20 protein-coding genes are annotated in these 22,845 nt (G+C 68.4%); 3 read left to right on the top strand and 17 right to left on the bottom strand.

The features are described from left to right. Positions 1 to 51: 51 nt before the first annotated feature. Genes HMJ39_RS18675 through rpoE form a run of 5 tightly spaced genes read right to left on the bottom strand, consistent with a single transcriptional unit; the run spans position 52 to position 4,235 of the window. Complete coding sequence (locus tag HMJ39_RS18675; protein ID WP_194298462.1) at positions 52 to 1,548, bottom strand: DegQ family serine endoprotease; 1,497 nt, start codon at positions 1,546 to 1,548, stop codon at positions 52 to 54. A 35-nt stretch (positions 1,549 to 1,583) separates the two neighbouring features. Then, positions 1,584 to 2,063 (bottom strand): SoxR reducing system RseC family protein, encoded by a 480-nt coding sequence (locus HMJ39_RS18670; protein WP_194298461.1) that lies wholly within the window; start codon positions 2,061 to 2,063, stop codon positions 1,584 to 1,586. Then, positions 2,060 to 3,022 carry a MucB/RseB C-terminal domain-containing protein gene (locus HMJ39_RS18665; protein ID WP_194298460.1) on the bottom strand — a complete coding sequence of 321 codons (963 nt, stop codon included), beginning with the start codon at positions 3,020 to 3,022 and terminating at the stop codon, positions 2,060 to 2,062. The genes HMJ39_RS18670 and HMJ39_RS18665 overlap by 4 nt, the downstream gene beginning before the upstream one ends. 3 nt (positions 3,023 to 3,025) lie before the next feature. Beyond that, the gene (locus HMJ39_RS18660) at positions 3,026 to 3,643 is read right to left on the bottom strand and encodes a sigma-E factor negative regulatory protein (RefSeq protein ID WP_194298459.1); all 618 of its coding nucleotides are present in this window, start codon (positions 3,641 to 3,643) and stop codon (positions 3,026 to 3,028) included. Between the two features lie 4 nt (positions 3,644 to 3,647). Then, on the bottom strand, positions 3,648 to 4,235 hold the full coding sequence (gene rpoE / locus HMJ39_RS18655; protein WP_194298458.1) for an RNA polymerase sigma factor RpoE: 588 nt from the start codon (positions 4,233 to 4,235) through the stop codon (positions 3,648 to 3,650). Positions 4,236 to 4,375: 140 nt separating this feature from the next. Between rpoE and nadB the strand changes: the two genes are divergently transcribed. Further along, positions 4,376 to 5,983 (top strand): L-aspartate oxidase, encoded by a 1,608-nt coding sequence (nadB, locus tag HMJ39_RS18650; protein ID WP_194298457.1) that lies wholly within the window; start codon positions 4,376 to 4,378, stop codon positions 5,981 to 5,983. A 274-nt stretch (positions 5,984 to 6,257) separates the two neighbouring features. Here the strand turns inward: nadB and HMJ39_RS18645 are convergent, their stop codons facing one another. The 3 genes from HMJ39_RS18645 to HMJ39_RS18635 are packed head-to-tail and all read right to left on the bottom strand — an operon-like array spanning position 6,258 to position 8,376. After that, positions 6,258 to 7,721 carry a protein adenylyltransferase SelO gene (locus HMJ39_RS18645; protein ID WP_194298456.1) on the bottom strand — a complete coding sequence of 488 codons (1,464 nt, stop codon included), beginning with the start codon at positions 7,719 to 7,721 and terminating at the stop codon, positions 6,258 to 6,260. A 15-nt stretch (positions 7,722 to 7,736) separates the two neighbouring features. Then, positions 7,737 to 8,120: a hypothetical protein gene (locus HMJ39_RS18640; RefSeq protein WP_194298455.1), complete on the bottom strand. Its 384-nt coding sequence runs from the start codon at positions 8,118 to 8,120 to the stop codon at positions 7,737 to 7,739. Then, positions 8,101 to 8,376, bottom strand: coding sequence for an FAD assembly factor SdhE (locus HMJ39_RS18635; RefSeq protein WP_161383504.1), 276 nt, complete (start codon positions 8,374 to 8,376; stop codon positions 8,101 to 8,103). The genes HMJ39_RS18640 and HMJ39_RS18635 overlap by 20 nt, the downstream gene beginning before the upstream one ends. Positions 8,377 to 8,475: 99 nt before the next feature. Between HMJ39_RS18635 and ygfZ the strand changes: the two genes are divergently transcribed. Then, positions 8,476 to 9,441, top strand: coding sequence for a CAF17-like 4Fe-4S cluster assembly/insertion protein YgfZ (gene ygfZ, locus HMJ39_RS18630; RefSeq protein ID WP_194298454.1), 966 nt, complete (start codon positions 8,476 to 8,478; stop codon positions 9,439 to 9,441). On the opposite strand, the gene HMJ39_RS18625 is transcribed toward ygfZ, so the two are convergent. The 9 genes from HMJ39_RS18625 to recJ form a co-directional block, all read right to left on the bottom strand. Further along, positions 9,414 to 10,427 (bottom strand): NAD(P)H-dependent flavin oxidoreductase, encoded by a 1,014-nt coding sequence (locus HMJ39_RS18625; RefSeq protein ID WP_194298453.1) that lies wholly within the window; start codon positions 10,425 to 10,427, stop codon positions 9,414 to 9,416. The genes ygfZ and HMJ39_RS18625 overlap by 28 nt on opposite strands. Before the next feature lie 108 nt (positions 10,428 to 10,535). After that, positions 10,536 to 11,645, bottom strand: coding sequence for an enoyl-CoA hydratase/isomerase family protein (locus HMJ39_RS18620; RefSeq protein WP_194298452.1), 1,110 nt, complete (start codon positions 11,643 to 11,645; stop codon positions 10,536 to 10,538). A gap of 13 nt (positions 11,646 to 11,658) precedes the next feature. Next, the gene (gene ung / locus HMJ39_RS18615) at positions 11,659 to 12,375 is read right to left on the bottom strand and encodes a uracil-DNA glycosylase (protein ID WP_194298451.1); all 717 of its coding nucleotides are present in this window, start codon (positions 12,373 to 12,375) and stop codon (positions 11,659 to 11,661) included. Continuing rightward, on the bottom strand, positions 12,368 to 13,024 hold the full coding sequence (locus HMJ39_RS18610; protein ID WP_161383509.1) for a TetR/AcrR family transcriptional regulator: 657 nt from the start codon (positions 13,022 to 13,024) through the stop codon (positions 12,368 to 12,370). Before HMJ39_RS18610 ends, ung begins: the two co-directional genes overlap by 8 nt. Before the next feature lie 135 nt (positions 13,025 to 13,159). Next, positions 13,160 to 14,677, bottom strand: a complete 1,518-nt coding sequence (gene lysS / locus HMJ39_RS18605; protein ID WP_194298450.1) for a lysine--tRNA ligase — start codon at positions 14,675 to 14,677, stop codon at positions 13,160 to 13,162. 4 nt (positions 14,678 to 14,681) lie between these two features. Then, a protein-coding gene (gene prfB, locus HMJ39_RS18600; RefSeq protein WP_194298449.1) for a peptide chain release factor 2 occupies positions 14,682 to 15,801 on the bottom strand; the annotation gives its coding sequence in 2 pieces (ribosomal slippage) (positions 14,682 to 15,728 and positions 15,730 to 15,801; 1,119 coding nt in all). A gap of 54 nt (positions 15,802 to 15,855) precedes the next feature. Next, entirely contained in the window at positions 15,856 to 16,140 is a 285-nt protein-coding gene (locus HMJ39_RS18595; RefSeq protein WP_161383512.1) for a DUF7352 domain-containing protein, read from the bottom strand. Between the two features lie 172 nt (positions 16,141 to 16,312). Further along, on the bottom strand, positions 16,313 to 18,607 hold the full coding sequence (locus HMJ39_RS18590) for an NADP-dependent malic enzyme (RefSeq protein ID WP_323370945.1): 2,295 nt from the start codon (positions 18,605 to 18,607) through the stop codon (positions 16,313 to 16,315). Positions 18,608 to 18,729: 122 nt separating this feature from the next. Beyond that, positions 18,730 to 20,430, bottom strand: a complete 1,701-nt coding sequence (gene recJ / locus HMJ39_RS18585) for a single-stranded-DNA-specific exonuclease RecJ (RefSeq protein WP_194298447.1) — start codon at positions 20,428 to 20,430, stop codon at positions 18,730 to 18,732. 251 nt (positions 20,431 to 20,681) lie between these two features. On the opposite strand from recJ, the gene fadB reads away from it, so the two are divergent. After that, a complete protein-coding gene (gene fadB, locus HMJ39_RS18580; protein WP_194298446.1) occupies positions 20,682 to 22,829 on the top strand; it encodes a fatty acid oxidation complex subunit alpha FadB in 2,148 nt (715 codons plus the stop codon). Positions 22,830 to 22,845: the final 16 nt, after the last annotated feature.

Raw genomic sequence — 22,845 nt, 5'->3', positions numbered from 1 at the left:
CCGACACCGCGCGATCGCGGCTGAAGCCGCTCCTACAGGGTAAAGCCGGGGTCAGTCGCCCAGCTTGAGGGCCAGGAAGCGGGCGTTGCCACCCCGGTTCACCAGGGCCGGCACGCTCCCCGCCTCGGGCAGTTCGCCGACAATGCGCTGGTAGTCCTCCGGGCTTTTCAGGTCCTGGCCGTCCAGGCTCACCAGCACGTCGCCACGGCGCAGGCCGGCGCGGGCCGCCGGGCCCTTCTCCACGCCGGTGATCATGACGCCATTGGCGGCTTCCACCCGGGACAGCTCCGCCGGGCTGGCCGGACGCACGCTCAGACCCAGCCTGTCGGCGCCGTCGTCGCCGCCCTCGCCACCCTGGTTCATGGCCTGCTGCGGGTCGTCCGGCAGCTCGCCCACGGTCACCGTCAGGGTCTGCTCGTCGCCGTCGCGCACCACGGTCATGTCCGCCTCGGTGCCGGCCTTGAGCGCGCCCACCCACTTGGGCAGCTGGGCGGACCGCTGGATCTCCTTGCCGTTGAAGCCGATGATCACGTCACCGGCCTGGAGGCCGGCCTTGGACGCCGGGGAACCGGGCTGGACCTGGGCCACCAGGGCGCCCATGGGCTTGTCCAGGCCGAACGACTCGGCCAGGTCGCGATCCACTTCCTGGATCAGCACGCCCAGCCAGCCCCGGCTTACCTCGCCGTTTTCCTTGAGCTGGTCCACCACGTCCATGGCCAGGTCGATGGGAATGGCGAAGCTCAGGCCCATGTAGCCGCCGGAGCGGCTGACGATCTGCGAGTTGATGCCCACCACCTGGCCTTTCAGGTTGAACAGCGGGCCGCCGCTGTTGCCCGGGTTGATGGCCACGTCGGTCTGGATGAAGGGCACGTAGTTGTCGGTGGGCAGGCTGCGGCCCTTGGCGCTGACGATGCCGGCGGTCACCGAGCTGTCGAAACCGAAGGGCGCGCCGATGGCGAGCACCCACTCACCGACGCTGAGGTTTTCCGAGGAGCCGATGTCCGCCACCGGCAGGTCCTTGGCGTCCACCTTGATCAGCGCCAGGTCGCTCTGCGGGTCGGAGCCCACCAGCTCGGCGTCCAGCTCGCGGCGGTCCTGCAGGCGCACCACGATCTCGTCGGCCTCGCCCACCACGTGGTAGTTGGTGAGCACATAGCCGTCGCTGGAGATGATGAAGCCGGAGCCCAGCGATTCCATGTCGCCACGGCCGCCGCCACCGGGACCGCCGGGGCCACCCGGGCCGCCGCCGAACTCGTCGAAGAAGCGGCGCAGCATCTCCGGCAGCTCCTGCATGCGCGGGTCGTCGCTTTGATCGCGGTGGGTGACGGTGGAAATGTTGACCACCGCCGGCGCTTCCTTCTTCACCAGGGCGGTGAAGTCCGGCAGGCCGGTGACCAGCTGTTCGCCGCCGCTGTCATCGCTTCGCGAGCTGGTCTGGGCGTTGTCCGGCTGGCCGCCACCGTTGTCGGCCGGTTCCTGATTCTGGCCGCAGCCGGCCAGCAGGCCGGCGATCACCAGCGGCAACAAGCACTTGCGTAAAATCCCCATGGGAAGGCTCCCTTCTGCCGTTTTTCGCGGAAGATTCAGCGCTGCGGCGCGACGCGCACGATGGTTTCGCACGGGTCATCCAGGCGCCGCAGCACCACCGGCTGGTAACGGCCGCCGCGGGCCACGCGGCGGCCGTGCCAGCGATTGATCATGAACCCCAGGGCCAGGCCGGCCACACCCAGCAGGGCGGCGCCGTCCACGCCGCCCAGGCGCGGCGTCAGCGCCTGGCCCAGCAAGGCGCCGGCGAACAGCAACGCCAGGGGCAAACCGTACACCCAGAGCGCGCCGTGCAGCACGGCGTTCTCCGGCACGCCGATCAACACGGCGTCGTCGTCATTGAAGGTCTGGTCGGTGGGCACCCGCAGGCGGGCGCGCTGGCCGCCGGCCTGGCGGTTGATCAGGCCGTGGCCGCAGCCCTGGCGGGCCTGGCAGGATGCGCAAGCGCCGGCGCGCACGGTCTCCACCCAGATCGCTCCGGGTTCGCGCGCCACCACACGCCCGCGCTCTTCGATCATGGCCGCGCGGCCACCTCGACGCCGAGCCCTTCCATGACGCGCTCGGCGGTGGGTTGCGGGATCTCGCCCACCAGGGTGAGCAGGTAGGTGCGTTCGCCGGCGGCGGCCACGCGGCTGATCGCCACGGTGGGCCCGATGCGGCTCACGCCTTCCTCGATGTCGTCACTGGCCACCGACTCCACGAACACCGTGAAGGTGGCCAGGCCGTCGCTGTAACTCTGGGCGGCCACCGGGCTGCGCTCGGCGGTGACCCGGCGCCAGTCGCCCTCGGCGGCGTGGAAGCCCCGGGGCAGCCAGCCGGCCTCCAGGTGAATGCGGTCGGAACGGCTGGCGGGCACGGTTTCCAGGGCGCGCTCGGCGATCACCCGGGGCAGTTCGAAGTCGCTCTCGCCCAGGTCCGGCTCCAGGTCCAGGGTGACGAACTCCACCCGCTCCATGGCCAGGCCGCTGGCGTCCACCATTTCCGACTTGAGCAGCAGGTGGCTCTCGTTGTCCAGCCACAGCCGGTAGCCGTAGCGGTGATTGTCCAGGGGCGCCACGCGCATGCGGGTGGTGGCGCGGCCGGCGACCCGGCCGTCGCCGTCCACCAGCACGTTGTACTGTTCGGGAATCCGCGAGGACAGGCGCTGCCGGAAGGACAGCAGGTTCTGGTCCGGGTCGTCGATACGGGTGAGGGTGCCGTTGGGGTGCAGGCAGACCAGTTCGTCACCGAGGCGCAGTACCTCCACCAGACGGCCGTCCAGGTGGGTGAACCGCTGGTACTGCTCGCCGTCGATCACGGCGTGGCGGATTTCCATGGTGCTGACCTCCCCGCCCAGTTGATAAAGGAAGCGACCCTGGTAGTCGAGCTCCTGGGTGGCTTCCGTCATACGCTCAAGGAGCGTCTGGGCGGGCAGGCTGTCGGCGATCGCGAGAGGGGCGGCGGTCAGGGTAAGCCCCAGGGCGAGGATACGCATCATGCGTTAGCGCGCTCCGTTGCGGGCATCCATGCTAACCAGTCGGGCGTAGGGCATCATGCCCTGGCCACTGTGGCGGGCGGTGAATTCACTGTGGCGCAGCAGCATGGCGTTGACGCGCGGCTGCTGGCCGTTGGACACGGCGCGGGGCTCGGCGGCGCGCTGGGCGCCCTGGGCCACCAGGGAGGTCTCGCCGAACGGCCGGGTCATGCGCTGGGCGGCCACCGAAGCGGTCATGGAGGCTTCACCGGCGGCGCCGTCGTTGGCGGCGTCGGTGGTGGCCACCACCGGCGCGGCGCCGGTTTCCGCCGGGCCGCTCCAGTACTGCCAGCCGATCACGGTGACGGCGGCCACGGAGGCGGCCACCGCCACCCGCGCGAAGCCGTGCATCATGCCGGCGCGGCGCGCCGGCTTGGGCTCGGCGGCCAGCGCCTGGGACAGGCTGGCGTTGAACGACGCCGGCACCGCCATGCTGGCATGGCCGTGCAGCGCGTCGCTGGCGCGCTGCCAGCGACCCAGGGTGGCCAGGTCGTCCCGGTCCAGGTCGCGCAGCACGCGCCGCGTTTCGAAATCGTTGGTTTCACCGTCCAGGAAGGCGGAAAGCGCTTCGTAGTTCCTGCTCATGTCCTCACCCTTTGTCTCCGCGCTGCGACCCCAGCAGGGGGCGCACCGCTTCATCGATGGCTTCACGGGCCCGGAAGATGCGGGAACGAACCGTTCCCACCGGGCACTCCATGACCGCCGCGATATCCTCGTAGCTGAGACCTTCGAATTCACGCAGTGTCACGGCGGTCTTCAGCTCCTGAGGCAGCTCCTCGATCGCCTTGTGGATGACCGCCTCCAGTTCCTCGGACAACACGTGGGACTCCGGGGTTCCAATCTCGTGGAGCATTTCCGCGCCACTGTACTGTTCAGCCTCGGCGGCATCCAGGTCGGAGCCCGGCGGGCGGCGGCCCAGGGCCACCAGATGATTCTTGGCGGTGTTCACCGCGATGCGGTACAACCAGGTGTAGAAAGCGCTGTCCCCGCGGAACCGGGGCAGCGCGCGCCACGCCTTGATGAACGCCTCCTGGGCCACATCCTGGACTTCGTCATGGTCACGCACATAGCGGCTGATCAGCGCGAAGATCCGCTGCTGGTACTTGACCACCAGCACTTCGAAGGCGCGCTGATCGCCGGTCTTGGCTTTTTTGACTAATTGTTCGTCTGAAGACACCGGGTGCTCGCTCCCTGGAGGACGTATTATCCCGTGGCGGCGGGTAAAGCGCGGTATTGTAACAGGTGTTACCCGCGCCGCTATACTGGCCGGCGGTTTTCACATTGGTTCAACAATTTACCCCGATCCAGCGAGGATCCATGGCCACTTACCGTTACGATGTCCTGATCATCGGCTCCGGCGCCGCCGGCCTGACCGTCGCCCTGCGCCTGCCCGACGGCGCCCAGGCGGCGCTGCTGTCCAAGGGCAAGCTGACCCATGCGAGCACTTACTACGCCCAGGGCGGCGTGGCGGCGGTGCTCGACGACGGCGACTCCCTGGAAAGCCACGTGCAGGACACCCACCAGGCCGGCGGCGGCCTGTGCCATGACGACGCGGTGCGCTACACCGTGGAGAACGGCCCGGACGCGATCCGCTGGCTGATCGACCAGGGCGTGGACTTCACCCGCCTGGCGGGCATGGAGAGCAGCGAGGACAATCCCCTGCCCTACCACCTGACCCGCGAGGGCGGCCACAGCCACCGGCGCATCATCCACGCCGCCGACGCCACCGGCGTGGCGATCTCCAGCACCCTGATCGAGCGCGTCACCGAGCGCGACAACGTGCACCTGTTCGAGCACCGGGTGGCGGTGGACCTGATTCTGCAGGAGCATGACGGCCCCGACGGCCCGGAAAAACGCTGCTGCGGCGCCTATGTGCACAATATCCAGACCGGCGAGACCGACGTGATCCTGGCCCGCTCCGTGGTGCTGGCCACCGGCGGCGCCTCCAAGGTCTACCTGTACACGTCCAACCCGGACGTGGCCACCGGCGACGGCATCGCCATGGCCTGGCGGGCCGGCTGCCGGGTGGGGAACATGGAGTTCATGCAGTTCCATCCCACCTGCCTGTACCACCCCAAGGCCAAGAGCTTCCTGATCACCGAGGCGATCCGTGGCGAGGGCGGCCGGCTGCTGCTGCCCAACGGCGAGCGCTTCATGCCGCGCTTCGACGAGCGCGCCGAGCTGGCGCCCCGGGACGTGGTGGCCCGGGCCATCGACCACGAGATGAAGCGCCTGGGCGCCGACTGCCTGTACCTGGACATCAGCCACAAGCCGGCGGACTTCATCATCGAGCACTTCCCCACCGTCTACGCCAAGTGCCTGCAGCTGGGCCTGGACATCACCCGCGACCCGATCCCGGTGGTGCCGGCGGCCCACTACACCTGTGGCGGCGTGATCATCGACCAGCACGGACGCACCGACGTGCCCGGCCTGTACGCCCTGGGCGAGACCAGCTTCACCGGCCTGCACGGCGCCAACCGCATGGCCAGCAACTCGCTGCTGGAGTGCTTCGTGTACGGCCAGGCGGTGGCCGACGACATCGGCGCCCACCTGGCGGAGTGGCCGGCGCCCCGGGAGGCGGCGGAATGGGACGATTCCCAGGTCACCGATTCCGATGAGGACGTGGTGATCAGCCACAACTGGGACGAGCTGCGGCGTTTCATGTGGGATTACGTGGGCATCGTGCGTACCGTGAAGCGGCTGGAGCGGGCCCAGCACCGGGTGGAATTGCTCAAGAGCGAGATCACCGAGTACTACAGCAATTACCACATCAGCAACGACCTGCTGGAGCTGCGCAATCTGGTGGTGATCGCCGATCTGATCATCCGTTCGGCGCTGCAGCGCCGCGAAAGCCGGGGGCTGCATTTCATGCGCGAATTCCCGGAGGCGTCGGAGCCGCCGCGCGATACCATTCTGGTGCCTTGAGGGGCGGGCTCTCCATCACGGCCGCTTCCGGGTCGGGTGCGACCGGGCCGGACACGCGGCAAGTACGTCCCTGTAGCTCGTTTCCGGCATCCCTGCCTCCAACGGTCCGGCCCGGTCGCACCCGACCCGGAAGCTCCGAGGAACCGTCCGCGCCCCTTCTTTTGAGGGGTTGTAGGAGCGGCTTTAGCCGCGATCGGGCGGTGATGCGTCCACCGCCGTCGTTATCGCGGCTAAAGCCGCTCCTACATCGATCCGGCGGCCTTTTGCCGGGTAATCAGGTGCCGCAGAAGGTGCGCAGGACCCGTTCTTGGTCGGTGGGGGGGCGGGTGTAGGGGTCGTCCAGGGCGCGGTCCTCATAGGGATTGGCCAGGGCGTCCAGGAGCGCCCGGGTGGGGGCCAGATCGTCGTCGCGCTGGGCGGCGTTGAGGGCCGCCTCCACCTGGTGGTTGCGGGGGATCACCGCCGGGTTGGCGGCGCGCATGCGCGCCTCGGCCACGCTGTCCGGCTCCGGATTACGCCCCAGCCGGTCCCGCCAGCGGCGGTGCCAGTCCAGGAAGGCATCCTGATAGAAGGCCTCGCCATCGGGCACCGCCCGGCCGATCAGGCCACGGAAGGTATTGGTGTAATCCACCCGCTCCCGGCGCATCCAGTCGAGCAGGTCGTCCACCAGGGCGCGGTCGCCCTCCTCCTGCTCGCCGAGCAGGCCCAGCTTGTCGGCCATCATCGCCCGCCAGCGTTGCTCGTAGCGGCCGCCGAATTCGCCCAGCAGGGCCTCGGCGCGCGCCACGGCGGCCTCGCTGTCGTCGCCGATCAGCGGCACCAGGGTTTCCGCCAGCCGGGCCAGGTTCCACTGGGTGATCACCGGCTGGTTGCCGTAGGCGTAGCGGCCGCGCTGGTCGATGGAGCTGAACACCGTGTCCGGGTGATAGACATCCATGAAGGCGCAGGGGCCGTAGTCGATGGTCTCGCCGGACAGGGTCACGTTGTCGGTGTTGAGCACGCCGTGGATAAAACCCACCCGCATCCAGGCCACCACCAGATCGATGTGCCGCTCCATGACCGCGTCCAGCAGGGCCAGGGCCGGGTTGTCCGCGTCCTTCAGGTCCGGGTAGTGGCGTTCCAGGGTGTAATCGAACAGCGCGCGGAGCAGATCCGGGTCGCGGCGGGCGGCGGCGTACTGGAAGGTGCCCACGCGCAGGTGGGAGGCCGCCACCCGGGTGAGCACGGCGCCGGGCACGGCGGTATCGCGGAGCACCGGCTCGCCGTTGCCCACCACCGCCAGGCCGCGGGTGGTGGGGATGCCCAGGGCATGCATGGCCTCGCTGATCAGGTATTCCCGCAGCATCGGGCCGAGGGCGGCACGCCCGTCGCCGCCCCGGGAGAATGGCGTGCGGCCGCCGCCCTTGAGCTGGATGTCGCGGCGTTCGCCGTGCGGGGTGATCTGCTCGCCGAGCAGGATGGCGCGGCCGTCACCGAGCATGGTGGGGTTGCCGAACTGGTGGCCGGCGTAGGCCTGGGCCAGGGGCTCGCCGCCGGCGGGCACCTGGTTGCCGCCGAACAGCGCGGCGCCGGTGGGGCCGTTCAGCGCCGCGCCGTCCAGGCCCAGGGCCTCGGCCAGGGGCGCGTTCCACAGCAGTAGCGAGGGCTCGGCCACGGGCTGGGGGTCGGTGCGGGCGAACAGCGCCTCGGGGAGCCGGGCGTAGCTGTTGTCGAAGTGGAAACCGTATTCGTTGCTCATCGTTGCTCCTTGCCGTTATCGCCGCTGCAGAAACAGCACCTGGCGCAGCGGCGTCACCGCCGCCGGGTCGAGCTGGTCGGGGAACAGCCACACCCAGCCGGCGCCGGGGCAATGCAGGGCCAGCCAGTGCTCGCGCAGCAGCGCCCGGAACGGCGGCCGCACCGCCAGCCGGCGGCCGTCGCGCAGCACCAGCCGCACCGCCTCCGGCGACACCGCCAGCCGTGCCGGCGTGGCCGGGCGCCAGCGGCGCGCCAGGGCCAGGGCCGCCAGCCCCAGCACCGCCACCAGGCTCAGCGGCAGGCCGCTGACCAGCAGCGCCGCCCCGGCCAGCGCCAGGCCGGCCAGGCGCAGCCGCGCCGGATAGCGCGAGGCGCCCGGTTCAATCCGTCTCGGCCACACGGCGCAGCATCCCGGCCACGAATTCGCGCAGCTCCGGGTCCTCCGGCTCGCCGTGGCCGGTGAACCAGTCCAGCATGTCCACGTCGTGGCATTCCAGCAGGCGGCCGAAGGCGGCGCGCCGTTCCGGTGTGTCGTCCTCGAAAAAACGTTCCAGGTAGGCGTACAGCACCACCTCCACTTCGGAGGCGCCACGCCGGCATTGCCACTGGTAGCGGCGTTTCAGATCGGCGGTTTCGGAGGACGGGGAAGACGTCATTGATAGAATCTCTTTGCTTCATCGACTGACACGGGGGCTCACGATTATCTATCATCGGGGGTCCCACTGAATACCCGCACGGGCAACCACAGGAGCACCATGAACGCTTGGCAATCCCTGATCGAGGCGCAGCATCCCCGGCACGGCGGCGTAACGGCCCCGGCCCTGGCCACCGGCGAGCACCTGGCGGTGATCCACGCCGAGGGCGAGGAAGCCGGCGACTACCTGCAGGGCCAGCTCACCGCCGATCTGAAACCGGTGGACGAGGGCGCCCACCGCGCCGCCATGCACCTGTCGCTCAAGGGGCGCGGCCTGATCAGCCTGCGCATCGCCCGGGTGGAGGGCGGCTACCTGCTGCTGGTGCCCACCGGCCAGGTGGACGCCACCATCCGCTGCCTGGAGAAGTACAGGCTGCGCGCCAAGGTGACCTTCCGGCCGGATCCGGACACCCTGGTAGCGCAGCTCTCCGGCGGCGTGGACGCCACCCTGACCGAGGCCGGCCTGCCCACCCCGGAGGCGGGCCAGGCGGCCAGCCGCGACGGCGTCACCGTGCTGCGCTACGCGCTCACCGACCACGCCCTGATCGTGGCCACCTCGGCGCTGCTGGACAGCCACTGGCAGGCGCTCACCAAGGAACGGGTGATCACCGACGGCGCCGGCGCCCGCTTCCAGGACCTCCTCGCCGGCGAGGGCCAGATTCTGCCCGGCGCCGAGGATCTGTTCCTGCCCCAGGTGCTCAACTACGACGTGCTCGGCGGCGTCAGCTTCAAGAAAGGCTGCTACACCGGCCAGGAGGTGGTGGCGCGCATGCACTTCAAGGGCAAGCTCAAGCAGCGCATGCGCCTGTTCGCCTATTCCGGGCCGGAGCTGGCCGCCGGCCAGAGCCTGCGCAATGATCAGGGCCGCGCCGTGGGCGAGGTGGTGGACAGCGCCCCCGGGGAGCCCACCGCCTTGATGCTGGCGGTGGTGCGGCTGGATCATGAGGGCGAGCTGCTGGTGGACGACATGCCGCTGGGGGTGGAGCCACGGGCATTGCCCTACGAGCTTCCCAAGCCGAAGGCGTGACACTCTTCGAGCAGAGTGGCCACCAGCTCTGCCACCGGCAGGGCCCGGGACCGGTGGGCGCCGGTGCCGGCCCACAGACTCTTCCATTCCACCCCGGCGGCCTTGCGTAACGGCGACGTGAGCCGGTGCTGGTCCGGGTACGGCGCGATCGTCGCCGGCGCCCGCTCATCCATCCAGGCATTGGCCAGGCCCCGGGCGTAGCGCCCCGAGACCGCAGCGGTGACCGCCGTGGCGTCCGGACCGGCGGCGGCCAGGGCGTCCCGCCAGGCCGGCGCGGTGCCCGCTTCCGGGCAGCTCAGGAAGGCGGTACCCAGCTGGGCGGCGGCGGCGCCCTGGCCCAACACCCGGGCCATATCGGCGCCGTCCATCAGCCCGCCGCCGGCGATCAGCGGCCGCTCCAGATCCCGGCACCCGGCCAGCAGTTCAGCCAGCGGCGTGCCGGCGCCGCGCGGGTCGGCACTGCCCCGGTGGCCACCGGCCTCCTCGCCCTGCAGCACGATGGCGTCGACGCCATCCTCCGCTTGGTCACGGGCTTCCGCCCGATTGGTGGCGGTGCCGATCAGGCCGATGCCCCGGGCCCGGCAGGCGTCGCGACGGGCCTTGTCCAGGCGCCCGAAGGTGAAGCTGAAGAACGCCGGCCGGGCCTCGAGCATGGCCTCGAACTGTTCGTCGAAGCCGGGCAGCTCGGCGAAAGCCTCCGGCAGGGCCACGCCGGCGGCCTCATAACAGGGCACCAGGGCTTCCCGGGCGGCGCGCCATTGCGCCTCGCTGGCGCCCGCTTCGCCGGGGATGAACAGGTTCACCGCGAAGGCATCGGCGCCGCCCTGGCGGGCCGCCGTCACCGCTTCCTCGAGGGCGGCACCGGACAGGTAGCCGGCGCCGATGGAGGCCAGGGCCCCGGCCCGGGCGGCGCCCACGGTGAGCGGGGTGGCGTTGATGCCGCCGGCCATGGGGGCCTGGATCAGCGTGTAGTCCTGGAAGGGCATGGCGGGTCTCCTGTGGTCCGTTATCGGGATTCTAGGGAGCCCCGCTCATGACGGGAAATGATGATCCGTGATGTTCGCTATCACCCGTGGGGATAGAGGGGATCGCGGTCAGCCCAGATCGGCCAGCGGGTGCTCCGGCGCCGGGTTACGGAAGAAGCCATCGATGTAATCCGCGCTCACCTCGTCCACGGACCGGTGACGGAAGCGCGGGCTGCCGTCCTTGTCGATCAGCAGGGCGCGCACGCCCTCGCGGAAATCCGGGTGCAGGCAGCACTGCACCGCCACGCACCATTCCAGCCGCAGCGCCTCCGCCAGGGACAGGTGGCGGGCCCGGCGCAGCTGTTCCCAGACCAGATGCATGGTCTGCGGGCAGCCGGCGGCCAGGGTCTTGCGCGCCTTGTCCAGCCAGCCGTCGCACTGCTTGTGCTCCTGGATACGGGCCACCACTTCCTCCACGGTGGCGCCGTCGCACAGCCGCTCGATGGTGTCGCGGTGATCGCTCACCGCCGCCTGCAGCCCCTCCGGCGTGGTGCCCAGATCGCGCAGCTGGCGATACAGCCGGGCGCGGTCCGCGGCCCGGTCGCCGTCGTAGCGGTTCTCGGTGAGGGCCTTGAGCACCTCTTCCGGGTCCGCGTCCAGGAAGCGGTCCGCCAGGCCCAGGTCCAGGGCGTCCCGGGCGTTCAGGTGCACGCCGGTAAGCCCCAGGAACAGGCCGGTGTGGCCGGGCAGCCGGTTAAGGAACCAGCTGGCGCCCACGTCCGGGAACAGGCCGATGGTGACCTCCGGCATGGCCAGGCGGCTGCGCGGCGTCACCAGCCGGAACTGGCTGCCTTGCATCAGGCCCATGCCGCCGCCCATGACCACGCCGTCCGCCCAGCAGATCACCGGGGTCTCGGAGACGTGCAGGCGGTAATCGAGGCGGTATTCCTCGGCGAAGTATTGCTCCGCGAAGGGATTGCGGGCCTGGCCGGCGTGCTTGACGGCGGCGCCGTGCAGGGCGACCACGTCGCCCCCGGCGCTGAGCGCCTTGCCGCCGGCGCCGTCCAGCCAGATCGCCACCACCTCGTCGCGGCCCTGCCAGTCCGCCACCCGGGCGTCCAGGGCCTGGATCATGTCCAGGGTCAGGGCGTTCAGGGAACGGGGCGCGTTGAGGGTGGCGCGGCCGATCACGCGGCCACAGGCGGTGCTCAGTTCTTCGAACAGTACGGAGTCGGTCATGCCAACGGGGTCCTTATGATTCCGGGAGGGACCAGTCGATGGGGTCCTGGCCCTGCTGAAGCAGATATTGATTGGCGCGGGAGAAATGCCCGCAGCCGAAAAAGCCGCGGTAGGCGGACAGCGGCGAGGGGTGCGGAGCGGTGAGCACGCAGTGGCGCTGGCGGTCCACCAGCTTGCCCTTCTTCTGGGCGGCGCTGCCCCACAGCAGGAACACCACGCCCTCACGCTCGCGGTTGATGTGCTCGATGGCCTGGTCGGTGAAGCGCTCCCAGCCGTGGCCCTGGTGGGAGGCGGCCTGGCCGGCGCGCACCGTGAGGGTGGCGTTGAGCAGCAGCACGCCCTGGCGGGCCCAGTGATCCAGGTTGCCGTGGTTGGGCGCCGGAATGCCCAGGTCGCGCTCGATTTCCTTGAAGATGTTGACCAGCGACGGCGGCACCCGCACCCCGGGCTGCACCGAGAAACACAGGCCGTGGGCCTGGTTGGGGCCGTGGTAGGGGTCCTGGCCGAGGATCACCACCTTGACCTGGTCGAAGGGGGTTTCGTTGAAGGCCCGGAAAATGTCCGGCCCGGGTGGGTAGATGGTTTCGCCGGCCTGCTTTTCGTCGCGCAGGAAGGCCTTGAGCTCGTGCATGTAGGGCTGGGCGAATTCACCGCCCAGGGCCTGCTTCCAGCCGGCTTCCAGCTGCACGTCCTGTTCGGCCCTTGAGCCGATCGATGGTGCGTCAGTCATGGGGGACCAGCTTCTCCAGAAGATGTCGCATGCGGGTCTTCACGCTGGCCTCGCTGGCCAGTTCCGGGTGGGTGAGCAACCGCACTTCCAGCGCCATTATACGGGCGTGAATCACTTCCGCGTCCAGTTCCGGCGTGGGCGAGCCGATGGCCTCGCAGGCGCCCACCAGCAAGGTACCCATCTCCTCCAGGTAGAGGTCGGCGAGCTCGCGCAGGCGCGGGTCCAGAATCGCTTCCTGCAGGAAAGCCTGCTCGGCGATCAGGTGGTCGCGGCGGTTGTTGAGCTCGTCGAGCATGAAGGCGGTGGTCACCTGGGCCAGGGACTCGATCAGGGTTTCGCGGCTGGCGCCGTCGCCCTGGAACTCCTGGATCAGGGCGAACGCCTGATCACGGAACGGGCGCACCACGTTCTCCAGGGCTCGTTCCGCGAACAGCGTGAAGGCATCCGCGATCAGGTCGGAGATGTCCTTGAAGTAATAGGTGGTGGCGGACAGCGGCACGTCCGCTTCCCGGGCCACGGCGCGGTGGCGCACGGCGCGAATGCCGTCGGTGACGATGATGTTGAGCGCCGCGTCGAGAATCGCCTGGCGGCGTTGCTCACTGCCCGCGCGGCGGGTCTTGCGTCCCTGGTAGCGGATTGCCGAGGTCATGAATGCGGTCTGCTTTGTTGTTTGGTGATCTCCGATAGCCTAACAGGCACCGCGATGTTGTGGGAGTTCGTGGCAGGTGCCTTGCCCTTTCCATGGCGGCCGTGGCGGCGCGCGGGCCGCCACGGGGCACCAAGCCTACTGGCCGCGGGGACGCATGTGCGGGAACAGGATCACGTCCTTGATGGTGGGCGAATCGGTGAACAGCATCACCAGGCGGTCGATGCCGATGCCCTCGCCAGCGGTGGGCGGCAGGCCGTGTTCCAGGGCGGTGATGTAATCCTCGTCGTAGAACATGGCCTCGTCGTCGCCGGCTTCCTTCTCCGCCACCTGGGCGCGGAAGCGCTCCGCCTGGTCCTCGGCGTCGTTGAGCTCGGAGAAACCGTTGGCGATCTCGCGTCCGCCGACGAAGAACTCGAAGCGCTCGGTGACGAAGGGGTCGTCGTCCTTGCGCCGCGCCAGGGGCGACACTTCCGTGGGATAGTCGGTGATGAAGGTGGGATCCTGCAGCCGGTGCTCGGCGGTCTTCTCGAAGATCTCGATCTGCACCTTGCCCAGGCCCCAGCCGTCCTTGAGCGGAATGCCCAGGCCCTCGGCGATGCGCCGGGCGCCCTGCTCGTCCGCCAGCTCCTTGGCGTCCATGTCCGGGTTGTATTCGAGGATGGCGTCGAACACGGTGAGTCGGCGGAACGGCTTGCCGAAATCGTAGGTCACTTCGCCGGCGGGCTCGCCGTGTTCATCGAGCACGGTGTTGCGCACCAGGGTGTCGCCGAGCACGTCCCGGGCCAGGGTGCGCAGCATGTCCTCGGTGAGGTCCATGAGATCCTGGTAATCCGCGTAGGCCTGGTAGAACTCGAGCATGGTGAATTCCGGATTATGCCGGGTGCTCAGGCCCTCGTTGCGGAAGTTGCGGTTGATCTCGAACACCTTCTCGAAGCCGCCCACCACCAGCCGCTTGAGGTACAGTTCCGGCGCGATGCGCAGGTACATGTCCATGTCCAGGCTGTTGTGGTGGGTGATGAAGGGCCGCGCCGTGGCGCCGCCGGGAATCACCTGCAGCATGGGCGTTTCCGCCTCGATGAAATCCTGGCCGACCAGATAGTTGCGGATGCCGGCGACGATTTTCGAGCGGATCTTGAAGGCGGCGCGGCTGTCCTCGTTGACGATCAGGTCCACGTAGCGCTGGCGGTAGCGGGCCTCGGTGTCGGTGAGGCCCTTGTGCTTCTCGGGCAGCGGGCGCAGCGATTTGGTGAGCAGCAGGTACTCATCCATCATCACGTACAGGTCGCCCTTGCCGGACTTGCACAGCTTGCCGCGCACGCCCACCACGTCGCCCAGGTCCCAGTGCTTGGTGGCTTTCTGCACTTCTTTCGGCGCGTAGATCTGGATGCGGCCGGACATGTCCTGCAGCACCTTGAACGCCTTGCGGTCGAGCATCAGGCGGCCGGCCACGGCCACTTGAATGTCCTTCGCTTCCAGCTCTTCCTTGTCCAACGCGCCGTACTCCGCCTCCAGGTCGGCGGCCAGGCTGTCGCGGCGGAAATGGTTGGGGAAGGCGGCCCCGCTGTCGCGCCATTCCGCCAGCTTGGCGCGGCGTTCGGCGATCAGGCGGTTTTCCTCGTTGGCGTCGTTCTGCTTGGTCTGTTCGTCAGCCATTCTCTCAGAGTCCACTTTTCAGGGAAGCTTCGATGAATCGATCCAGATCGCCGTCCAGCACCTGCTGGGTGTTGTGGCTTTCCACGTTGGTGCGCAGGTCCTTGATGCGGCCGTCATCGAGCACGTAGGAGCGGATCTGGCTGCCCCAGCCGATGTCCGCCTTGGCGTTCTCCTGGGCCTGCTTCTCGGCGTTGCGCTTCTGCAGCTCCAGCTCGTAGAGCTTGGCCTGCAGCATCTTGGTGGCCTTGTCCCGGTTCTGGTGCTGGCTACGCTCGGACTGGCACTGGGTCACCACGATGTGCTCCTTGCCATTGTCCGGGTCGGTGAAGGTGTAGGTCAGGCGCACCGCGGAATCGGTCCGGTTCACGTGCTGACCGCCGGCGCCGGAGGCCCGGTAGGTATCGGTGCGCAGCTTGCCGGGATCGATCTCGATGTCGATGTCGTCGTCCACTTCCGGGGCCACGAACACCGAGCTGAAGGAAGTGTGGCGGCGGCCGCCGGAATCGAACGGGCTCTTGCGCACCAGACGGTGCACGCCGGTTTCGGTGCGCAGCCAGCCGTAGGCGTAGTCGCCCTCGAAGCGGACGGTGGCGGACTTGATGCCGGCCACGTCGCCGTCGGAGGCTTCCACCAGCTCGGTCTTGAAGCCGTGGGCCTCGCCCCAGCGCAGGTACATGCGCAGCAACATCTCCGCCCAGTCCTGGGCCTCGGTGCCGCCGGAGCCGGCCTGGATGTCCAGGTAGGCGTTGGCGGTGTCCATCTCGCCGGAGAACATGCGGCGGAATTCCAGGTCCGCCACCATGCGCTCCAGGCGCGTCAGGTCCGCTTCCACTTCCGCGACGGTGGCTTCATCGCCCTCTTCCACCGCCAGTTCCAGCAGGTCGCGGGTGTCGCCGACGCCCTGATCGGCGTCGCGCAGGGTGGTCACCACGCTTTCCAGCTGGGCGCGCTCCTTGCCCAGCGCCTGGGCCCGGTCGGGCTCGTTCCAGACGTCGGGGAGCGCCAGTTCGCGTTCTACTTCGACCAGTCGTTCACTCTTCTGGTCGTAGTCAAAGATACCCCCTCAGCGCTGCGACGCGCTCGGCCAGGTCGGTGAGGTGGGTTCTCAGCGGATTCACTTCCATAAAAGGTCTCAAATCCCGGTGTGTGAAAGGGCGCGCATTCTACCGGCTGGGCGATCAGTCGACCAGTTCGTAGACGTGGAACGCCTCCGGTTTGAGCGCGTCCAGGGTGGTGCCGATATAGACCGCGTTGTCGGGGATACCGCTGCCGGTGGTGAACACCTTGAAGCGACGCACCTCCTTGGGGGTGTCGATCACGGTGTCGGCGTCCACTTCGACCCACATGTAGATCAGGCGCTCCTGCTGGATGTAGTCCACGCGGAGCACGTCGCCCTCTTCCGGCAGGCGGATTTCCTGTACCTCGGTGCCGGTTTCCAGGCGATGCTTGTGAATTGTTTTCATGCTGTCCCTCCGTCAGGGAGAACGGCGCCCGGGCGGCGGTGGCCGCCGGCGCATTCCGGGACCCGGCCTTTTGGGCCGGGCAGTGATGATCGGCGCAATCCTAGCAAAGACCCGGGGGGCTGGCATTAACCGGAATGCCCGCCCCCGCCCGACGGAGGGAAAGCCGGGGCGCTCAGCCCTTCGGTTCCAGGTTGGCGCGCAGCACCGTGAGCGCCGCCATATTGACGATGCGGCGCACCGTGGCGCTGGCGGTGAGAATCGTCACCGGCGCGTCCGCGCCCAGCAGGAAGGGGCCAATGGCCACGTTGCTGCCGGCGGCGGTCTTGAGCAGGTTGTAGGCGATGTTGCCGGAATCGCCGTTCGGGCACACCAGCAGGTTGGCGGAGCCGGTGAGGGTGGAATCCGGCAGGATTTCCTTGCGGATCGAGGCCTCCAGGGCGGCATCGCCGTGCATTTCGCCGTCCACCTCCAGCGCCTGGTCCCATTCGCGGATCAACGCCAGGGCGTGGCGCATCTTCTCGCTGGCCTGGCAGCGCTCGGAGCCGAAGTTGGAGCGCGACAGCAGCGCCGCCTTGGGCTCCAGGTTCAGGCGCCGCATTTCCTCGGCGGCGGCCAGGGTGAACTCGGCGATCTGCTCGGCGCTGGGGTCCTCGTTGACGTGGGTGTCCACCACCGCCACGGTGCGCTCGGGCAGCAGCAGAACGTTCATGGCCGCGTAGGTGCGCGCCTCCGGGCGCAGGCCGATCACCTGATCGACGAAATTGAGGTGCTCGGCGAACCGGCCCACGGTGCCGCACACCATGCCGTCCGCCTCGCCCAGGTGAACCATCATGGCGCCGATCAGGGTCATGCGGCGGCGCATCTCGGTGCGCGCCACTTCCTTGGTGACGCCGTGGCGGCAGCGTTTTTCCCAGTAGGCGTTCCAGTAGCGGTGGAAGCGGTCGTCCTGCTCCGGATTGGTGACCTCCACGTCCTCGCCCAGCTTCAGGCGCAGGCCGTAGCGCTCGATGCGCATGGCCAGCACCTCCGGCCGGCCCACCAGGATCGGGAACGCCAGGCCCTCGTCCACCACCACCTGGACGGCGCGCAGCACGCGCTCCTCCTCGCCCTCGGTGAACACGATGCGGGCCTTGCCGCCGTCGCGCACCAGGGCCTTGGCGGCGGAGAACAGCGGCTTCATGAAGGCGCCGGAGTGGTAGACGAACTGCTTGAGCTGCTCCGCGTAGGTGTTGAGATCGGCGATCGGCCGGGCGGCCACGCCGTCGTCCATGGCGGCCTTGGCCACCGCCGGCGCGATGCGCACGATCAGGCGCGGGTCGAACGGCTTGGGAATCAGGTAATCCGGGCCGAAGCTCAGGTCGTAGGTGCCATAGGCGGCGGCCACCACTTCGTTCTGTTCTTCCTGGGCCAGGCCGGCGATGGCGTACACCGCCGCCTTTTCCATCTCCCGGGTGATGGTGGTGGCGCCGGCGTCCAGAGCGCCCCGGAAGATGTACGGGAAGCACAGCACGTTGTTGACCTGATTGGGGTAATCGGAGCGGCCGGTGGCCATGATCAGGTCGTCGCGCACCGCCTTGGCGTCCTCCGGCAGGATCTCCGGGTGCGGGTTGGCCAGGGCCAGGATCAGCGGCCGGGCCGCCATGCGCTGCACCATGTCCGGCTTGAGCACGCCGCCGGCGGACAGGCCCAGGAACACGTCGGCGCCGTCGATCACCTCGCCCAGGGTGCGGGCGTCGGTGGCCTGGGCGAAGCGTTCCTTGTCCGGGTCCATCAGTTCCTTGCGGCCCTGGTAGACCACGCCCTCGATGTCGGTGACCCAGATGTTTTCCTGGGGCAGCCCCAGGTCCACCATCAGGTCCAGGCAGGCCAGCGCCGCCGCGCCGGCGCCGGACACCACCACCTTGACCTGGTCGATGGGCTTGCCGGCCACCTTGAGGCCGTTGATGAAGGCGGCGCTCACGGTGATGGCGGTGCCGTGCTGGTCGTCATGGAACACCGGGATGCTCATGCGCTCGCGCAGCTTGCGCTCGACGATGAAGCACTCCGGCGCCTTGATGTCTTCCAGGTTGATGCCGCCGAAGGTGGGCTCCAGGGCGGCGATGATGTCCACCAGCTTGTCCGGGTCGTCCTCCTTGATCTCGATGTCGAACACGTCCAGGCCGGCGAACTTCTTGAACAGCACCGCCTTGCCTTCCATCACCGGTTTGGAGGCCAGCGCGCCGATGTTGCCCAGGCCCAGCACGGCGCTGCCGTTGCTGATCACCGCCACCAGGTTGCCGCGGCCGGTGTAGCGGAACACATTGTTCTCGTCCTCGACGATTTCCTCGCAGGCCCAGGCCACGCCGGGGGAATAGGCCAGCGCCAGATCGCTCTGGTTGGTCAGGGGCTTGGTGGCGACGACGGCGGTTTTACCGGGGACGGGGTGTTCGTGGTAATCGAGTGCAGCGCGGCGGCTGTCGGTGGCCAAGGCGGGTCTCCTTCCGGGATCGGGTGTGTACATCGTTTCGTGGTGTCCATCGAGTGTACTGCGCCTGGGGCGCGCCCGCATCCGGCGGCCAAGTTTTGTCACAACTCCAGGCGGTTCCGGGGTTATACCGGCCGCAAATGCTCGAACATCATCTGCGGCGAGCGCCGCCCGCGGAACTCGTTCACCTCCAGCCGGTAGACCCCCTCGATGCGACTCAGGCGCGCGCCCAGCAGCGCCGGGTCGGCGTTGAAGTGAATGCCATCCACCACCCCGTTGACGCCCGGCAGCCCCAGGGTGAGCTTCAAATGACGCTCGCCCACCACCCGGTGGTTGAGCACCTCGAACTCGCCGTCGAAGCGCGGCGGCGGGAACCCCTGGCCCCAGGGGAAGCAGTGCGACAGCATCTCGGCGGTGGCCAGGGTGATGTCGCCGTCGCCCAGGCCGCCGTCGCTGTCCACCACCTGATCGAACAGCTCCTCGCTGGCGGCCTCCGCCACCGCCGCCTGAAAGGCGTCGCGGAAGGCGTCCAGGTCGTCGGCGCGCAGGGTCATGCCGGCGGCCATGGCGTGGCCGCCGAACTTGTGCAGCAACTCCGGATGGCGGGTGGCCACCGCGTCCAGCACGTCGCGCAGGTGCAGGCCGGGAATCGAGCGACCGGAGCCCTTCACCAGCCCTTCTTCGCGGGCCGGCGCGAAGGCGATCACCGGCCGGTGCACCGCCTCCTTCACCCGCGAAGCGAGAATGCCCACCACGCCCTCGTGCCAGTCACGGCCGTGCAGGCACAAGGCCGGCGGCAGGGTCCGGTCGCGCAGGCGCTCCACCTCGGCCATGGCGGCATCGCGCATGCCCTGCTCGATGCCGCGCCGTTCCCGGTTGATGGCGTCCAGCTCCTCCGCATACTGGCGCGCCTCGGACACGCTGTCCGCCAGCAGGCACTCGATGCCGTGGCGCATGTCCGCCAGCCGGCCGGCGGCGTTGAGCCGGGGCCCGGCGGCGAAGCCCAGGTCCGCGGCCAGGGCCCGGGCCGGGTCGCGGCCGGCCACCTGCAGCAGGGCGCGCAGCCCCGGGTTGCCCTTGCCGGCGCGCAGCCGGCGCAGGCCCTGCTCCACCAGAATGCGGTTGGCGTCGTCCAGGGCCACCACGTCCGCCACCGTGCCCAGGGCCACCAGGTCGAGCAGATCCACCACGCCCCGGCGCACGCCCAGGCCGCGCTGCACCGCCATCAGCAGATAGAAGGCCACGCCCACCCCGGCCAGGTTGGGCGCCGGGAAGCCCTGCTCCTCCAGGCGCGGGTTGGCGATGGCGTCGGCGTCCGGCAGGCGGTCGCCGGGCAGATGATGGTCGGTGATCAGCACGCGCATACCCGCCGCCCGGGCCGCCGCCACCCCGTCCACGCTGGCGATGCCGTTGTCCACGGTGATGATCAGATCCGGCGCCACCGTCTCCCGGGCCAGATCGACGATCGCCGGGGACAGGCCGTAGCCGTACTCGAAGCGGTTGGGCACCAGATAATCCGGACGCGGGAAGCCCAGGGCCTCCAGGCCGCGCACCATCAGCGCGGTGGCGGTGGCGCCGTCGGCGTCGTAGTCGCCCACGATGCAGATGCGCCAGTGCTGCTCCCGGGCGGCCAGCAGCAGCTCCACCGCCGCCGCCAGGCCCCGGAAGCCATCCGGATGGGGCAGCCGCCCCAGGGTCAGCTCCAGTTGCTCGGCGGAGGTCAGCCCCCGGTTGGCGAGGATGCGCGCCAGCAGCGGCGGTACGCCGGGCCAGTCCACGGACACCGAAGGACGGCGGCGAATACGGGGGTAGGAACTTGCGGTCATGGATGCCATCACAGGAAGCGATGGCGGCAAGCGTCCGCATATCCGTGGTCGTCGTCAAGGGCGCCGACCCGTAAGTCACGCAAAGGGGCTAACATCAAGGCGCCGTGATTCTTATACTTGGCAGCCCTGAGCGGTTTGGCCGTTGATGTAAGCAAACGCTCACATGAACGGTGACTCACGCCTCCAAGGAGGTTAAAGCAGGCTCACCAAAGCGGCTCCGCCGCGTACTTTGGGACTGGAGAGCAATCGTTATGATTTACCAAGGCAACGCCGTAAGCGTAGAACTGCTTGACGACGGCATCGCCGAACTGAAGTTCGATCTTCAGGGCGAGTCCGTGAACAAGTTCAACCGTGCCACCCTGGAAGACCTGAGCAAGGCCACCGAGGCCCTCAAAGGCAACGACCAGGTCAAGGGCATCGTGGTTACCTCCGGCAAGAAGGTTTTCATTGTCGGCGCCGACATCACCGAATTCACCGAAATGTTCGCTCAGGACGAGGCGGAGATCGCCAAGTGGTCCCGGCAGGCGAACGACATCTTCAACGCCTTCGAGGACCTGGACGTACCCAAGGTGGTCGCCATCAACGGCTTCGCCCTGGGCGGCGGCCTGGAAATGTGCCTGGCCTGCGACTTCCGCGTCATGGGCGAAGCGGCCCAGGTGGGCTTCCCGGAAGTGAAGCTGGGCATCTACCCGGGCTTCGGCGGCACCGTGCGCACCCCGCGCATCATCGGCGTGGACAACGCCGTGGAATGGATCGCCACCGGCAGCCAGAACAAGGCGGACAAGGCCCTCAAAGTGGGCATCGTCGACGCCGTGGTGAAAGCCGGCGACGAGCGTGACGCCGCCCTGGACCTGATCCAACAGTGCCTGGCCGGCAAGATCGACTTCCGCGCCAAGCGCCAGGAAAAACTGGAGCCGCTGCCCATGCCTCCCATGGAGCAGATGATGGCCTTCCAGACCGGCATGGCCATGGTCCAGCAGCAAGCCGGCAAGAACTACCCGGCCCCGGTGGAAGCCGTGAAATCCATGCAGAAGGCCGCCGGCATGAAGCGCGACGACGCCCTCGACGTGGAATCCAAGGGCTTCGCCAAACTGGCCAAGACCTCCCAGGCCACCGCCATGGTGGGCCTGTTCCTGGCCGATCAGCAGGTCAAGAAGGTCAACGGCAAAACCGCCAAGGGCGCCCCCGAGATCAAACACGCCGCCGTGCTGGGCGCGGGCATCATGGGCGGCGGCATCGCCTTCCAGTCCGCCCTCAAGGGCACGCCCATCGTCATGAAGGACATCGCCGACAAGGCGCTGGACCTGGGCATGAACGAAGCCTCCAAGCTGCTCTCCAAGCGCGTCGGCAAGGGCAAGATGGACGCCGCCGGCATGGGCAAGGTGCTCTCCGCCATCCGTCCCACCCTCAGCTACGATGACTTCAAGGGCATCGATGTGGTGGTCGAGGCGGTGGTCGAGAACCCCAAGATCAAGCAGTCCGTGCTCGCCGAGACCGAGGAAAAAGTGGACGGCGCCGTGCTCGCCTCCAACACCTCCACCATCTCCATCACCCGCCTGGCGGAAGCGCTCAAGAAGCCGGAGAACTTCGGTGGCATGCACTTCTTCAACCCGGTGCACATGATGCCCCTGGTGGAAGTGATCCGCGGTGAGAAAACCTCCGACGAAACCGTCGCCACCCTGGTCGCCTACGCTCAGAAAATGGGCAAGAACCCGGTGGTGGTGAACGACTGCCCCGGCTTCCTGGTGAACCGTGTGCTGTTCCCCTACTTCGCCGGCTTCAGCATGCTGGTGCGCGACGGCGCCGACTTCCAGCAAGTCGATAAAGTCATGCAGAAATTCGGCTGGCCCATGGGCCCCGCCTACCTGCTCGACGTGGTCGGCATCGACACCGGCGTGCACGCCGCCCAGGTGATGGCGGAAGGCTTCCCCGAGCGCATGGACCACGACTTCAAGGACCCGACCGAGATCATGTTCGAAAACGAACGCTATGGTCAGAAGAACGGCATCGGCTTCTACAAGTACGAGGAAGACAAGAAGGGCAAGCCCAAGAAAGTGGTCGACGAAAAGACCTATGAGCTGATCAAGCCCGCCGTCACCAGCGAGCCGAAGGACTACGACGCCGAGGAGATCATCGCCCGCATGATGATCCCCATGTGCACCGAAACCGTCCGCTGCCTGGAAGACAACATCGTGGGCTCCCCCGCCGAAGCCGACATGGCGATGATCTACGGCATCGGCTTCCCGCCGTTCCGCGGCGGCCCGCTGCGTTACATCGACAGCATCGGCACCAAGGCATTCGCCGAACTGTGCGACAAATACGCGCACCTGGGCGCCCTTTACGAAGCGCCGCAAATGCTCAAGGACAAGGCCGCCAAGGGCGAGTCCTTCTTCGGCTAAGGCACGGGCAAAGGAG

It is taken from the genome of Alloalcanivorax profundimaris (genome assembly GCF_015265435.1).
Lineage (GTDB): Bacteria > Pseudomonadota > Gammaproteobacteria > Pseudomonadales > Alcanivoracaceae > Alloalcanivorax > Alloalcanivorax profundimaris.
The sequence above is the reverse complement of the archived record's forward strand: the minus strand, read 5'-3'. Positions and strand labels throughout refer to the sequence as shown.

Bases quoted from the DNA above. Each gene is read 5' to 3' on its own strand.
- ung (WP_194298451.1), bottom strand. From the start codon at position 12,375: ATGACTGACGCACCATCGATCGGCTCAAGGGCCGAACAGGACGTGCAG.
- lysS (WP_194298450.1), bottom strand. From the start codon at position 14,677: ATGGCTGACGAACAGACCAAGCAGAACGACGCCAACGAGGAAAACCGC.
- HMJ39_RS18665 (WP_194298460.1), bottom strand. From the start codon at position 3,022: ATGATGCGTATCCTCGCCCTGGGGCTTACCCTGACCGCCGCCCCTCTC.
- HMJ39_RS18660 (WP_194298459.1), bottom strand. From the start codon at position 3,643: ATGAGCAGGAACTACGAAGCGCTTTCCGCCTTCCTGGACGGTGAAACC.
- HMJ39_RS18635 (WP_161383504.1), bottom strand. From the start codon at position 8,376: ATGACGTCTTCCCCGTCCTCCGAAACCGCCGATCTGAAACGCCGCTAC.
- nadB (WP_194298457.1), top strand. From the start codon at position 4,376: ATGGCCACTTACCGTTACGATGTCCTGATCATCGGCTCCGGCGCCGCC.
- HMJ39_RS18645 (WP_194298456.1), bottom strand. From the start codon at position 7,721: ATGAGCAACGAATACGGTTTCCACTTCGACAACAGCTACGCCCGGCTC.
- HMJ39_RS18675 (WP_194298462.1), bottom strand. From the start codon at position 1,548: ATGGGGATTTTACGCAAGTGCTTGTTGCCGCTGGTGATCGCCGGCCTG.
- HMJ39_RS18610 (WP_161383509.1), bottom strand. From the start codon at position 13,024: ATGACCTCGGCAATCCGCTACCAGGGACGCAAGACCCGCCGCGCGGGC.
- HMJ39_RS18620 (WP_194298452.1), bottom strand. From the start codon at position 11,645: ATGACCGACTCCGTACTGTTCGAAGAACTGAGCACCGCCTGTGGCCGC.
- fadB (WP_194298446.1), top strand. From the start codon at position 20,682: ATGATTTACCAAGGCAACGCCGTAAGCGTAGAACTGCTTGACGACGGC.
- ygfZ (WP_194298454.1), top strand. From the start codon at position 8,476: ATGAACGCTTGGCAATCCCTGATCGAGGCGCAGCATCCCCGGCACGGC.
- HMJ39_RS18625 (WP_194298453.1), bottom strand. From the start codon at position 10,427: ATGCCCTTCCAGGACTACACGCTGATCCAGGCCCCCATGGCCGGCGGC.
- HMJ39_RS18595 (WP_161383512.1), bottom strand. From the start codon at position 16,140: ATGAAAACAATTCACAAGCATCGCCTGGAAACCGGCACCGAGGTACAG.
- HMJ39_RS18670 (WP_194298461.1), bottom strand. From the start codon at position 2,063: ATGATCGAAGAGCGCGGGCGTGTGGTGGCGCGCGAACCCGGAGCGATC.
- recJ (WP_194298447.1), bottom strand. From the start codon at position 20,430: ATGACCGCAAGTTCCTACCCCCGTATTCGCCGCCGTCCTTCGGTGTCC.